This window comes from Burkholderia sp. COPS, assembly GCF_019425585.1.
GTDB classification, from domain to species: Bacteria; Pseudomonadota; Gammaproteobacteria; order Burkholderiales; family Burkholderiaceae; genus Burkholderia; species Burkholderia cepacia.
On record NZ_WIXR01000035.1, the window covers coordinates 67,514 to 80,296 of the forward strand.

Below are 12,783 nucleotides of genomic sequence, written 5' to 3' on the forward strand. Positions count from 1 at the left end.
TGTGTGCATCGCGCGGCGGCGCGATCAGCGTTTGTTGCCCGGCATCGCGAGGCCGATCAGGCCGATGAACGATGCGACGGCGCCGCCCGCGATCAGCAGGATCGTCTTCGTCGCGGGCGAACCGGTGAAGAAGCGCGACACGTTGTCGTTGATCGAATGGAACGACTGGCCGCCGAAATACAGCAGCACGACGCCGCCGACGAGCAGTGCAACCGAGATGACCCGGGACATACCAACCTCGCTGAAACGGTGATTCGAGACGCCGCAGTGTAGGCGACGACCGCGGCCGCGTCCATCGCCGTGCCGCCGTGCGCGATCCGGCCGCTTTCGCTACCATAGTCGTCGTATGACTCCTTCGCCGTCGCCGCGCCGTGTGCGCGGCAAGCGCGACCTTTCCCCCGATGTCCTGACGGAACAGACTCATGGCCTACGAAGCAGCTTCCGAACGTTATGCCGACATGCAATACCGCACCTGTGGCAAATCCGGGCTCAAACTGCCCGCGCTGTCGCTCGGCCTGTGGCACAACTTCGGCGACTCGACGCCGATCTCGACGCAGCGCGAAATCCTGCGCACCGCGTTCGACCTCGGCATCAACCACTTCGATCTCGCGAACAACTACGGGCCGCCGTACGGCAGTGCCGAAACCAACTTCGGCCGGCTGCTGAAGGAGGATTTCCGGCCGTATCGCGACGAGTTGCTGATCTCGACGAAGGCCGGCTGGGACATGTGGCCGGGGCCGTACGGCAGCGGCGGCGGGTCGCGCAAGTACGTGCTCGCGAGCCTCGACCAGAGCCTGCAGCGGATGGGGCTCGACTACGTCGACATCTTCTATTCGCACCGTTTCGACGCGCACACGCCGCTCGAGGAAACGGCGGGCGCGCTCGCGTCGGCCGTGCAGCAGGGCAAGGCGCTCTATATCGGCATTTCGTCGTATTCGGCGGCGAAGACGCGCGAGATGGCCGAGCTGCTCGCGCAGTACAAGGTGCCGCTGCTGATCCATCAGCCGTCGTACAACCTGCTGAATCGCTGGGTCGAAACCGAGCTGCTCGGCACGCTCGACGAGATCGGCACGGGCAGCATCGCGTTCACGCCGCTCGCGCAGGGGCTGCTCACGTCGAAGTACCTGAACGGCGTGCCGGCCGACGCGCGCGTGAACAAGCCGGGCGGCGGCTCGCTGAAGCAGGATCACCTGAGCGCGGACAACCTCGAGCACGTGCGCAAGCTCAACGCGATCGCCGAGCGGCGCGGGCAGAGCCTTGCGCAGATGGCGCTCGCGTGGGTGCTGCGCAACGGCCGCGTGACGTCCGCACTGATCGGCGCGAGCCGTGCGGAGCAGGTGCGTGAAAACGTCGGTGCGCTGAAGCACCTCGAATTCTCGGCGGAGGAACTCGCGGAGATCGATCGTTACGCGACGGAAGGCGGCATCAACCTGTGGGAAAAGCCGTCCACCGATCAGGCGATCTGACCGGCGGTCGATACGGCATGCGAAACATCGCATGTCGTATCAATGGCTCGCGTGCGCCTGTCGCATCGCTGCGGTGCAGCGATGCACGGCACGCACGGGTGGTGCGCCGCTAGATCAGCGCAGGCAGGCCTTCGACGAGCAATACCGCGACGCCGACGCCGAGGATGACGCCCAGTACGCGTAGCAAGTTGTGGCGGAATTCGGTTGCGCACGGCACCGCGCCGAGAAATAGCGCTCCGGCCAGCGCCATCGGAATCAACAGGATGAAGTCGCCGATCGTGAAGTAGGTTGTCATGCGTGTCTCCAGTGTCGGCCGGAGTTAGCGCTTCAGCGCTTACTCCGGCCCCATGCCGGGTGTTTCTAGTATGGGTCGCGACCCGATTGCGAGTGGGCCGGTCAATTCGAGTATAGGCAACCGGCAGCGCTTTTCGCTATCCGAACCATTAAAAATCAGCGGAATGCCCGGCGTATCACGCATTTTCCCCGCAAGTCAGACGAACGCCTTGCGCACAACTTTCCCGTGCCTTTCGATTTCTGCGGATTCGTCGCATGTGTCCGGTGCGTGCCGCCGCACCCGCGGGCGCGGCGGCACGCCCGCTCATGCGCGGTCGGGTTGCACGCGGGTAGCCGGCGCGCGAAACACGAGCGCGAGCCCCGCGATGATCGCGCCCATGCCCGCGAGCGCGAGCGGCTCGGGCCGGTTGCCGAGCCACACGGCATCCATCAGCGTGGTGACGACGGGCACGAGATAGAACAGGCTCGTCACATTGACGAGATCGCCGCGCTGCATCAACCGGTAGAACAGCAGTTGCGCGATCACCGAAATCACGATGCCGAGCCACAGCAGCGGGATCGCGAATGCCCAGCTCATGTCGAGCGACACCGGCCGGAACGGCACGATCGCCACGCACAGCGCGAGACCGATCGCATTCTGCAACGGCAGCACGTCGGCGGGCGCCGCCCGCACGCGCTTTTGCAGCAGCGAGCCGGCGGTCAGCGCGACGAGCGCGGTGAGCCCGCACGCGATGCCCGCGAGCGACAGGCCGCCGTCGCCCACGCCGCGGCACACGACGAGCGCGAGGCCGGCGAGCGACAGCGCGAGCCCCGCGATGCGCACGGGCTGCCAGCGTCGCTCGACGAGCGCGAGCGTGAGGATCGGCTGCACGCCGAGGATCGTGGCGAGCACACCCGGCGCGATCCCGCGTTCGAGCGCGAGCAGGTAGAAGATCGAATAGCCGCCCATCATCAGCAAGCCGGTCAGCGCGGCCATGCGCCGTTCGCCGCGCGGCGGCAGCCAGCGTTTGCGCACGAAAGCCAGCCCGAGCAGCACGAGCGATGCAAGAGCGAAACGTGCGGTGAGAAAGACGAACGCGGATGCGTGACGCAGACCGAGTTCAGCGAAGATCGCGCCGCTGCTCCACAGCAGCACGAAGAGCGACGTCGCACCATGCGCGGCGAGCGCGCGTTTGAACGAAACCATGTGAATCCACCTGTCGAACGGATCGGAACGTTCCATTCGCGCGCGCAGCAGCGAGCCGTGCGTCACGACGCACGAATGCAAGCCTGCGGGCGAATGGAAGACGAAACGGAAGCCGGCTGGTCAGCCGGCGCGTGCCGCCGGAGGGGGCGGCGCGGCGCCGACGAGCGGCGGTGCGACAGGAGGAGGAAGAACCGACGGATGCGCGCACGCCTGCGGCCGCGAGTCGAACTGCGGCCGGGATTTTGCAAGGGCGGACGTGAGCGGATGCATCGGATCGGAATGCGCTGGAACGCGAATGAGCATCAAAGGTACCGCAAGGCCGGCATCGGACGCAACCACTGTCGGCGGCATCGCATGACGCAGCACGGCGCGCGGTGAAGCACGCGGCAATGCGGGCGGTGCGTGCGCAACCGTCGTCGTGCCGGTTGCGTTCGAGGTACGGGGAAGGCGATGACGGCGCGGCGTCGATCGGCCACGGCGTTCGCGCGAAACTTCCCGGTGATGCGGCACCGGCCCGCGACGCGCGCGCGGCATGCGTCACGGGCGCGTCGCGGTGCCGACGCGGATTCGGCGGGCAGTCACATTCGACAGGGTATGATGGGGGTAACCGGGCGGGCAAGCGCCTGTCCGGCGCAGTGGTTGATTGGAGACATTCGACGAATTCGCGGCACTTCGCCTGCTTCTTCTTCTTTTCGCGCTTCGATAAACCGTGAACAATGGGATTACGCGCAACGCTCCGACGAGAGCGCGCGGATCGTGCATTTGCCGGCTCGTCACCGAGCCGGGTTTCAAGAGTCAAGAGTGGGGAACCATCATGCATGTCGGGTCGATTGTCTGCACTACCCATATCGCTGTGCCGAAGGGCGCACGCGGCATCGTCCAGCGCATCCTGGGCGACATGGCCATGGTGACCTGGTACGCGGGCGTACCGGGCGAGTCGAAGGAACTCAACACCGAGCCGTTCTTTCTCGAGGACCTGATCGACACCGGCGAATCCGTGCTGCCGGCCGGCGCGGCGCTTCACTGAGCGCATACGCCGCACCGGGCGCTCGTCTTTCGGCCCGGCTGGCGGCACAATGCGGGGCATGAAAGACGTCACTTCCGCTCCCGCTTCTCCTGCCGGCCCGCCGTTCGCCGGACTCACGCCCGAGTGCGTGCTCGACGCGCTCGACAGCGTGTTGATGCCGGCCGGCCTGCGCACCGACGGGCGCCTGCTCGCGCTCAACAGCTACGAAAACCGCGTGTATCAGGTGGGCATCGAAGACGGTCCGCCGGTCGTCGCGAAGTTCTACCGTCCGGCCCGCTGGTCGGACGAAGCGATCCTCGAGGAACACGCGTTCGTCGCCGAGCTCGCCGCGCGCGAGATCCCGGCGGTGCCCGCGCGCGCATTCGACGGTCGCACGCTGCATGCGTTCGACGGTTTCCGCTTCTCGATCTTCGAGCGGCGCGGCGGACGCGCGCCTGACCTCGACCGCAGCGACACGCTCGAATGGCTCGGCCGCTTCATCGGCCGGATCCATGCGGTCGGTGCGACGCAGCCGTATGTCGCGCGTCCCGTGCTCGATATCGGTACGTTCGGCTATGAGCCGCGCGACTACCTGCTCGCGCACGATTTCATTCCGGTCGATGTGCGGTCCGCGTACGAGACCGCCGTGACGCTCGCGCTCGAAGGCGTCGAGGCCGCGTTCGAGCGGGCGGGCGAGATCCGCCTGCTGCGCACGCACGGCGACTGTCATCCGAGCAACGTGCTGTGGACCGATGCCGGCCCGCACTTCGTCGACTTCGACGACAGCCGGATGGCGCCCGCGATCCAGGATCTGTGGCTGTTGCTGCCGGGCGATCGCGAAGGTGCGTCGCGGGCGCTCGCGGACCTGCTGGCCGGCTACGAGGATTTCTGCGAATTCGAGCCGCGCGAGTTGCATCTCGTCGAAGCGCTGCGCACGTTGCGGCTGATCCACTACGCGGCATGGCTCGCGCGGCGCTGGGACGATCCCGCCTTCCCCGCCGCATTCCCGTGGTTCAACACGCACCGCTACTGGGAAGCACGCGTGCTCGAGTTGCGCGAGCAGATCGGCGCGATGCAGGAAGGGCCGCTCTGGCCCGTATGACGGCGCGCGCGGCACCGGCGCCGCGCGGCCTGCCGGTGCGGGCCGCCGCGCGATGCGCGCGGCCCGTTCGATCCCGTCCGTTCAGAACTTCATCATCAGCTTGATCAGCGCGGCGAAGCGCTTGCCGTACGGCGGCGCGAGCAGGTTGCGCGCGTTCAGGCGCGCCTGCGTGAGTACCGGCTTCATCTTCGAGAACGTCACGAAGCCGTCGTAGCCGTGATACGCGCCCATGCCGCTCGCACCGACCCCGCCGAACGGCAGGCTGCCGCACGCGATGTGCATCAGCGTTTCGTTGATCGACACGCCGCCCGAGATCGTTTCGCGCATCACGCGGTCGATCGTGCCGCCGTCCTCGTCGAACAGGTAGAGCGCGAGCGGACGCGGGCGCGCATTCACGTATGCGATCGCTTCGTCGAGCCGCTCGTACGGCACGAGCGGCAGCAGCGGCCCGAAGATTTCCTCCTGCATCAGCTGCGACGCGGCCGGCACCTGCGTGACCGCGCACGGCACGAAGCGGCGCGATGCAGGATCGGATTGCGCGTCGGACAGCGGATGCAGCTGCGCGCCGGCCGCCTGCGCCTCGCTGGCGAGCTGCTGCAGCCGGGCGTAGTGGCGCGGCGACACGATCGTCGTGTAGTCGCCGTTGGCCGACAGGTCGGGGTACATCTTCGCGAACCGTGCCCGCGCGCGCTCGATGAACGCGGCTTCCATCCCGCGCGGCAGCAGCACGTAGTCGGGCGCGATGCAGGTCTGGCCCGCGTTCAGCGTCTTGCCCGCGACGATCGCGTCGACCGCCGCATCGAAGCGCGCGTTCGGCCCGACGATGGCCGGCGACTTGCCGCCGAGTTCGAGCGTGACGGGCGTGAGGTTGTCGGCGGCCGCGCGCATCACGTGGCGGCCGACGTGCGTCGAACCGGTGAACAGCAGATGATCGAACGGCAAGCCGCTGAACGCGGCGCCCACTTCGGCATCGCCGTTCACGACCGCGACGTGGTCGCGCGTGAAGGTCTTCGCAATGAGCTGCTCGAACAGTGCCGACGTGCGCGGCGTCAGTTCGGACATCTTGATGATCGCGCGGTTGCCGGCCGCGAGCGCGCAGATCAGCGGGCCGGCCGCGAGCAGCACCGGGTAGTTCCACGGTACGACGATGCCGACCACGCCGAGAGGCTGCGGAATCACCTTCGCGCGCGCCGGGCGCAGCCACTTGTTCATCGGCTTGCGGATCGGTTTCATCCAGCGCTTGCCGTGCTTGAGCGCGTCGTCGATCTCTTCCTTCGCCATCCAGATTTCCGACAGCAGCACTTCCTGCTTCGCGCGATGACCGAAATCGGCGCTGATTGCCTCGGCGAGTGCGTCCGCGTGGTCGATCAGCATCGTGCGCAGCGCGCGCAAGTGCTGCACGCGCGTTTCCCAAGCCGGGTACGGTGCGCGCAGGTAGGCCGCGCGCTGGTCGCGCAGCAGCGACGTCAGTGCATCGACCGACGGCAGCGCTTGCGGGGCCAGTTCGGGCAGGTCGTTCTTCATGTCGTCTCCTCCAGTTGGGCCTGGCTGGTCGGCCGGCCGTCACGCCGCACGCGCACGCTCGGCGAGCGCGGCGACGCGGATCGGGGTGGTGCGTGTCGCGCGGCGCGGGGCCGGATGCGACGTGTGCTCGAAAACCGGTTCATGCGTGCAGCGGGCGTCGCATCCACGCGACGGTATGTGCATCCGGAAACCGTGTTGCGGCGCGTGGGCATGCAGTGCGATGCAACCGTTGCCGGGCGCGCGACGCCGCGGCGCGACCGCCCGCCTGCACACCGAAGCGGGGCGGCGCGACGGGGCCGTCCAACCATGCCGCGGCGCATCGGGCCGCCGCGGCGACAAACCGTCCAAACGGTCGGCGACGACGCGTGCCGTTCGATTTCGATCGACTGCGCGCATGACGCGGGGCATCTCCGCGCGGGCAGCCGTTTGAAATGAAATGCGGGCTGCGCGCATCGCATCCGGACAACCCGGTCGGCACGCGGCCTGCAGAACCTGGCGCTGCATCGTCGTCTCTCCCGTTTCGCGACGGATCGGCTTCTCGTGGCCGGCGCGTCGCGCAAAGCGATTCGATACATCTTAAATTTAGTTCACGCGAGCGTTTAGAGGAATCGCTCTTGAATCCGCGCGCCGCGCGCACGGTGGCGATTCCTACAATGCCCGAACACTACAAAGACGTGGTCGCGCGGCGGTGCCGGGCGCCTTCCATGAGACGACGGAGATGTGACATGCAATACGACTACATCATCGTAGGCGGCGGGTCGGGCGGGTCGAGCCTGGCAGGCCGTCTCGCCGATGCCTGCCCCGATGCGACGATCGCGCTGATCGAGGCCGGCTCGCATACGGAGCGCAACCTGCTCGTCAACATGCCGGTCGGCATCGCGGCGCTGGTACCGTTCAAGCTCGGCACGAACTACGGCTACGAGACGGTGCCGCAGCCGGGCCTCGGCGGGCGGCGCGGCTACCAGCCGCGCGGGCGCGGGATGGGCGGCTCGAGCGCGATCAACGCGATGATCTACACGCGCGGCCACCCGGGCGACTACGACGAATGGGCGCAGCTCGGCGCGACGGGCTGGGGCTGGCAGGACGTGCTGCCGTATTTCCGGCGCGCGGAAGGCAACGAACGTGGCGCCGATGCGTGGCACGGCGCGGACGGCCCGCTGTCGGTGTCGGATCTGCGCTTTCGCAATCCGTTCTCCGAACGATTCATCCAGGCCGCGCATGCGGCCGGTTATCCGCTGAACGACGACTTCAACGGCGCGACGCAGGAAGGCGTCGGCTTCTATCAGGTCACGCACCGCGACGGCTCGCGCTGCAGCGTCGCGCGTGCGTATATCTACGGCCGCAACCGGCCGAACCTGCACGTGATCACCGATGCGACGGTGCTGCGCGTCACGTTCGACGGCAAGCGCGCGGCCGGCGTCGCGGTCGCGCGCAACGGGCGCGTCGAGACGCTCGACGCGCGCGCGGAAGTGATCCTGTCGGCCGGCGCGTTCAATTCGCCGCAACTGCTGATGTGCTCGGGAATCGGCCCGGCCGAGCAACTGCGCCGGCACGGAATCGCGGTCGTGCAGGATGCGCCGGACGTCGGCACGAACCTGATCGACCATATCGACTTCATCATCAACACGCGCGTGAATTCGTCGGAACTGGTCGGCGTGTGCCTGCGCGGGATCGCGAAGATGACGCCCGCGCTCGCGCGCTATTTCTCGAGCCGCACCGGGATGATGACGAGCAACGTCGCGGAGGCCGGCGGCTTCATCAAGAGCGATCCGTCGCTCGAGCGCCCCGACCTGCAGCTGCATTTCTGCACGGCGCTCGTGGACGACCACAACCGCAAGATGCACTGGGGCTTCGGCTATTCGCTGCACGTGTGTGCGCTGCGGCCGTTCAGCCGCGGCACGGTGACGCTCGCGACCGGCGATGCGCGTGACGCACCGCTGATCGATCCGCGCTTCTTCAGCGATTCGCGCGATCTCGACCTGCTCGTGCGGGGCACGCAGGCGATGCGCAGAATCCTGTCGCAGGCGCCGCTCGCGTCGCAGGGCGGGCGCGAGCTGTACACGCGGGCGGACCAGAGCGAAGCGGAGCTGCGCAAGACGATCGTCGAGCATGCCGACACGATCTACCACCCGGTCGGCACCTGCCGGATGGGGTCGGACGCGCACGCGGTCGTCGATCCGCAACTGCGCGTGCGCGGCGTCGAAGGATTGCGCGTGGTGGACGCGTCGGTGATGCCGACGCTGGTCGGCGGGAACACGAATGCGCCGTCGGTGATGATCGGCGAACGCGCGGCGGACTTCATCGTCGCGGCGCGCAAGGGCGGTGTGTCGCGCGGCGAGGCGGCTGCCGCGGTGCACGGCCGCTGAGCGGCGCGCGCACGCGGGCAGTCATGCTCAGGCAAACGTATCGACGAGGCCGGCGCGGCTCACGCTCGCGGCGACCGGTGCGGATTGCGCAGCGTCGACCGGTGCATCGACGGCTGACGATCCGCCGCTCCCGCGCCGCGACGACTGCCCGCCGGCGAAGGACGATTGCGGGTTCTGCTGCTGCGAAGCGAAGCCGCCGTCGCTGACGGTCGCGCTGCCCAGGCCGAGCCCGCCCGATTCCATCGCTTCGCGCAGCTTCGGCAGCGCGGCTTCGACCGCGTCGCGCACCTGCGCGTGCTGCGACACGAACAGCGCGTGCGCGTGATTGTCCGCGACACGCAGCACGACCTGCAGCGGCCCGAGATCGGGCGGGTTGAGCGTCAGCTCGGCGCTCTGCTGGTGCGCATTCGACAGGAACACGACCTTCTGGCTCAGCGCGTCCGTCCAGTCCGGGGTGCCGACGTGCGGGGCGAGCACGTGCGCGTTCGCCGCGGCGATCGCGCCCGCGGCCGGCGACAACTGCAGGTTCGCCTGTGTCGCGGCGGCCGCCGTTGCACCGGCCGCGAGCGTCGCGCTGGCGGCCGGATCCGTCGCGTCGCCGGCTGCCGCGAGCGCGTGCTGCTCGCCCGACTGCGCGTTCGCGTTGGCCTGCAGCGCCTGCGCGGTGGCCTGCGCCGGCGTTTGCTGGGTCGCGAGCGCCCCCTTCGCGTCGGCGAGGGTGCGGTCGAAGGTCGGGACCTTCGGTGTCAGCGGTGCGGTGGCGCCGGTCGATGCGGTCGATGCCGGCGCCGATGCCGACGTGGTTGCGCCGGCCGCGGGTATCGCGATCGCGCCGGAGCCGCCCGTCAGCCTGTCGAGCGCGGTCTGCAGCGCATCGCGGCCCGACGCGGTCGCGGCCGGCTGGGCGGCCGCGGCGGCGTCCGTGGCCGCGTGATCCGCCAGCGTGGCCGTGGCGTCGGGCTGGCCGGACACGGCCGCCTTTTGTGCCGCGGCGGCGGCGGCAGCCGGATCGACCGGCGCCGCGTTGTCCATGCGCGCCTGCAGTTGCGCCTGCACGGCCGCGGCGGCCGCGAGCGCGGCGGCGTCGGGGTTGGCGGCGGCGTTCGTGGTCGTATCGTCGGTTGCGTCGTCGTCATCGGTCGCGGACGGCTTCGTGCCGGCGGCCGACTTCGACGAAGCCTGTTTCGTCGAAGCATCCGGCACGTCGGCATTCGACGAATCGCGACGCGTGACGACGCTTTGCTTCAGCGTCTGCGCGAACGGCACGGCGGCCGTGGCATCGTTGCCGGCGGCGGTGCCGGATGAGCCCGAGCCGCGGGCGGCCTGGATTGCGGTGCCGGCGGTGTCGAGCAGCGCGCCGAGCAGGGGCAGGGGAGGCATGACGTTCTCTCGTTCGAATGCGGTGGTCGGTTACGACGAACGGGCCGCGTCGGCCCGCATGCGCAGGATCTTCGCGGCGTGTTCGTCGGCATCGCGCTGCTCGCGCCGGGCTTCGCGCTTCGCTTCCTGCGCGACGCCGCGCGCCTGCAGGATTTCATACGAGCCGACGGTGCGTTTCTTCTGTTGCCAGTTCGGGCGTGCTTCGTCGATACGGACTTCGGCCGCGGCCAGCACGCTGCGCTGCTGCGCGATCGCGGCGTCGAGCGTGTCGATGAACGCCTGGAAATTGCGCCAGTTGCCGGCCGGCATCCCGTGCTGGGCGGATTGCGAGAAGCGCGCGTGGTATTCGTCGCGGTAGCGCAGCAGCGCGTCGAGCTGCTCGGCGGCCGCGGTGCGGTCGCGCTGCGCGGTGCCGAGCTGCTTCGCGGCCGAGTCGAGGTCGTCCTGCGCGCGGTCGAGCAGCAACTGAAGGGGAAAGCCGTGAGCCATCTGGATCAGCCTCCGTAAGCGTCGAACAGTGCATCGAGCCCGGCGAGGCTCGACGCGAACGGCGCGCATTCGCGAAAGCCCTGCTGGAGGAACGCCTCGATGCGCGGATAGAGCGCGATCGCGCGGTCGAGCTGCGCGTCGCGGCCGGGCGCGTACGCGCCGACCGCGATCAGGTCGCGATTGCGCTGGTAGCGCGACAGCATCTGCTTGAACTGCCGGACGTGGTCGAGATGCGTTTCGTCGATCAGCGCGGTCATCGCGCGGCTGATCGACGCCTCGATGTCGATCGCCGGATAGTGGCCGGCCTCGGCAAGCGCACGCGACAGCACGACGTGGCCGTCGAGGATCGCGCGCGCCGAATCGGCGATCGGGTCCTGCTGGTCGTCGCCTTCGGTCAGCACCGTGTAGAACGCGGTGATCGAGCCGCCGCCCTCCGGCCCGTTGCCGGTGCGCTCGACGAGCGCCGGCAGCTTCGCGAACACCGACGGCGGGTAACCCTTGGTCGCGGGCGGCTCGCCGATCGCGAGCGCGATCTCGCGCTGCGCCATCGCGTAGCGCGTCAGCGAATCCATCAGCAGCAGCACGTGCTTGCCCTGGTCGCGGAAATACTCGGCGAGCGACGTCGCATAGGCCGCGCCCTGCATCCGCAGCAGCGGCGATACGTCGGCCGGCGCCGCGACGACGACCGAGCGTGCGAGCCCGTCCTCGCCGAGGATCTGTTCGATGAACTCCTTCACTTCGCGGCCGCGTTCGCCGATCAGCCCGATCACGATCACTTCCGCGCTCGTGTAGCGCGCCATCGTGCCGAGCAGCACCGACTTGCCGACGCCGGAGCCGGCGAACAGGCCCATCCGCTGGCCGCGGCCGACGGTGAGCAGCGCGTTGATCGCACGCACGCCGACGTCGAGCACGTGGTGGATCGGTTCGCGCTCGAGCGGGTTGATCGACGGCGCCGACAGCGGCGCGTCGACCTTCGACGCGAGCGGGCCGAGGCCGTCGAGCGGGCGGCCCGACGCGTCGACGACGCGCCCGAGCATCTCCCAGCCGACCGGCAAACGCTTCGCGCCCGCGAGCGGATCGGCCACCGGTGCGGTTTCGCGGGGCCAGACGCGCGCACCGGGCAGCACGCCGGCGACGTCGGTGGTCGGCATCAGGAACAGGCGGTCGCCGGCGAAGCCGACGACTTCCGCTTCCGCGTGCGGCAGCGTGCTGCCGGGCGGCAGTTCGATCGTGCATTCGGCGCCGACCGACAGGCGCAGCCCGATCGCCTCGAGCACGAGGCCGGCCGCGCGCGTCAGGCGGCCGCACGGGCGCAGCGGCAGCGCGCGGTGGCTGCGCGCGGCGAGGCCGTTCAGGTGCGTGCGCCAGTGCGTGAGATGCGGGTTGTGCGGCGCGCGCGGCGCGTGCCCGGCGGGCGGCGTGGCGCCGGAAGCGTCGGCCGCTGCGGCGGCACCGTGCGGGTGTGCGTCATGAGTGTCGTGTGCGGCGTCGGGGCCGAACGACGCGAGCGCGAGCTCGCGTTCGAGCGGCGTCAGGCCGTCGTGCGCGAGCGCTTCGGGCGGCCGCGTCACCACGTGCTCACCTTGCCGATCGCGGCGGCGACGCGCTGCCAGCGCGTGGGCAGCGTCGCGTCGACCTCGCCGGTCGCGGCGTGCGCGCGGCAGCCGCCGCGCTCGATCGACGCGTCGGTGCGCACGTTCCAGCCGAGCGTATCGAGATCGTCCTGCAGATAGGCTTCGACGACGGGCAGGTCGGCCGGATTCACCGCGAGATGCGGCGCGCCGGACAGCGCGGGTTCGGCCGCGAGCACGTCGCGCACGGCTGCGACGAGCGCGGCCGGGTCGTGCTTCACGTGCTGGCGCACGACCTGTTGCGCGATGTCGAGCGCGAGCTGCGCGATGTCGGCGGCCAGATCGTGCTCGACGCTCGATACGGCCTCGCGGAACGACGCGGCGAGCGCCGCGAGCTGC

Annotated in this window: 12 protein-coding genes; 4 read left to right on the forward strand and 8 right to left on the reverse strand. The window is 69.4% G+C overall.

Annotated features, from left to right (window positions below):
- Positions 1–24 precede the first annotated feature (24 nt).
- A complete protein-coding gene (locus FOZ70_RS27130) occupies positions 25–231 on the reverse strand; it encodes a DUF3185 family protein (RefSeq protein ID WP_021163509.1) in 207 nt (68 codons plus the stop codon).
- A 191-nt stretch (positions 232–422) separates the two neighbouring features.
- Between FOZ70_RS27130 and mgrA the strand changes: the two genes are divergently transcribed.
- Positions 423–1,466: an L-glyceraldehyde 3-phosphate reductase gene (gene mgrA / locus FOZ70_RS27135; protein WP_021163510.1), complete on the forward strand. Its 1,044-nt coding sequence runs from the start codon at positions 423–425 to the stop codon at positions 1,464–1,466.
- A gap of 109 nt (positions 1,467–1,575) precedes the next feature.
- On the opposite strand, the gene FOZ70_RS27140 is transcribed toward mgrA, so the two are convergent.
- Entirely contained in the window at positions 1,576–1,761 is a 186-nt protein-coding gene (locus FOZ70_RS27140; protein WP_011353526.1) for a hypothetical protein, read from the reverse strand.
- A 303-nt stretch (positions 1,762–2,064) separates the two neighbouring features.
- Positions 2,065–2,946: a DMT family transporter gene (locus FOZ70_RS27145; RefSeq protein WP_219707222.1), complete on the reverse strand. Its 882-nt coding sequence runs from the start codon at positions 2,944–2,946 to the stop codon at positions 2,065–2,067.
- Between the two features lie 814 nt (positions 2,947–3,760).
- Between FOZ70_RS27145 and FOZ70_RS27150 the strand changes: the two genes are divergently transcribed.
- Together FOZ70_RS27150 and FOZ70_RS27155 are read left to right on the forward strand one after the other, a co-directional pair.
- A complete protein-coding gene (locus FOZ70_RS27150; RefSeq protein WP_004198969.1) occupies positions 3,761–3,973 on the forward strand; it encodes a hypothetical protein in 213 nt (70 codons plus the stop codon).
- Between the two features lie 49 nt (positions 3,974–4,022).
- Entirely contained in the window at positions 4,023–5,054 is a 1,032-nt protein-coding gene (locus FOZ70_RS27155; protein ID WP_059649485.1) for a serine/threonine protein kinase, read from the forward strand.
- Between the two features lie 81 nt (positions 5,055–5,135).
- Here FOZ70_RS27155 and FOZ70_RS27160 read toward each other — a convergent pair whose 3' ends face one another.
- Positions 5,136–6,578, reverse strand: coding sequence for a coniferyl aldehyde dehydrogenase (locus FOZ70_RS27160; RefSeq protein WP_219707223.1), 1,443 nt, complete (start codon positions 6,576–6,578; stop codon positions 5,136–5,138).
- Between the two features lie 725 nt (positions 6,579–7,303).
- Here FOZ70_RS27160 and FOZ70_RS27165 point away from each other — a divergent pair.
- On the forward strand, positions 7,304–8,944 hold the full coding sequence (locus FOZ70_RS27165; RefSeq protein WP_027788884.1) for a GMC family oxidoreductase N-terminal domain-containing protein: 1,641 nt from the start codon (positions 7,304–7,306) through the stop codon (positions 8,942–8,944).
- 27 nt (positions 8,945–8,971) lie between these two features.
- Here FOZ70_RS27165 and FOZ70_RS27170 read toward each other — a convergent pair whose 3' ends face one another.
- From FOZ70_RS27170 to FOZ70_RS27185, 4 genes are all read right to left on the reverse strand, one after another.
- On the reverse strand, positions 8,972–10,324 hold the full coding sequence (locus FOZ70_RS27170; RefSeq protein WP_219707224.1) for a flagellar hook-length control protein FliK: 1,353 nt from the start codon (positions 10,322–10,324) through the stop codon (positions 8,972–8,974).
- 30 nt (positions 10,325–10,354) lie between these two features.
- Entirely contained in the window at positions 10,355–10,813 is a 459-nt protein-coding gene (gene fliJ, locus FOZ70_RS27175; RefSeq protein WP_021163734.1) for a flagellar export protein FliJ, read from the reverse strand.
- Between the two features lie 5 nt (positions 10,814–10,818).
- Positions 10,819–12,387 (reverse strand): flagellar protein export ATPase FliI, encoded by a 1,569-nt coding sequence (gene fliI, locus FOZ70_RS27180; RefSeq protein WP_060229555.1) that lies wholly within the window; start codon positions 12,385–12,387, stop codon positions 10,819–10,821.
- A partial coding sequence (locus tag FOZ70_RS27185; RefSeq protein ID WP_258025735.1) for a flagellar assembly protein FliH occupies positions 12,381–12,783 on the reverse strand: 403 nt, incomplete at its 5' end. The genes fliI and FOZ70_RS27185, both read right to left, overlap by 7 nt.

What these genes read in the sequence shown, in the direction of transcription:
- FOZ70_RS27155 (WP_059649485.1), top strand. Translation starts at nt 4,023, where the DNA reads ATGCGGGGCATGAAAGACGTCACTTCCGCTCCCGCTTCTCCTGCCGGC.
- FOZ70_RS27140 (WP_011353526.1), bottom strand. Translation starts at nt 1,761, where the DNA reads ATGACAACCTACTTCACGATCGGCGACTTCATCCTGTTGATTCCGATG.
- fliJ (WP_021163734.1), bottom strand. Translation starts at nt 10,813, where the DNA reads ATGGCTCACGGCTTTCCCCTTCAGTTGCTGCTCGACCGCGCGCAGGAC.
- FOZ70_RS27170 (WP_219707224.1), bottom strand. Translation starts at nt 10,324, where the DNA reads ATGCCTCCCCTGCCCCTGCTCGGCGCGCTGCTCGACACCGCCGGCACC.
- FOZ70_RS27165 (WP_027788884.1), top strand. Translation starts at nt 7,304, where the DNA reads ATGCAATACGACTACATCATCGTAGGCGGCGGGTCGGGCGGGTCGAGC.
- FOZ70_RS27145 (WP_219707222.1), bottom strand. Translation starts at nt 2,946, where the DNA reads ATGGTTTCGTTCAAACGCGCGCTCGCCGCGCATGGTGCGACGTCGCTC.
- FOZ70_RS27150 (WP_004198969.1), top strand. Translation starts at nt 3,761, where the DNA reads ATGCATGTCGGGTCGATTGTCTGCACTACCCATATCGCTGTGCCGAAG.
- FOZ70_RS27130 (WP_021163509.1), bottom strand. Translation starts at nt 231, where the DNA reads ATGTCCCGGGTCATCTCGGTTGCACTGCTCGTCGGCGGCGTCGTGCTG.
- FOZ70_RS27160 (WP_219707223.1), bottom strand. Translation starts at nt 6,578, where the DNA reads ATGAAGAACGACCTGCCCGAACTGGCCCCGCAAGCGCTGCCGTCGGTC.
- mgrA (WP_021163510.1), top strand. Translation starts at nt 423, where the DNA reads ATGGCCTACGAAGCAGCTTCCGAACGTTATGCCGACATGCAATACCGC.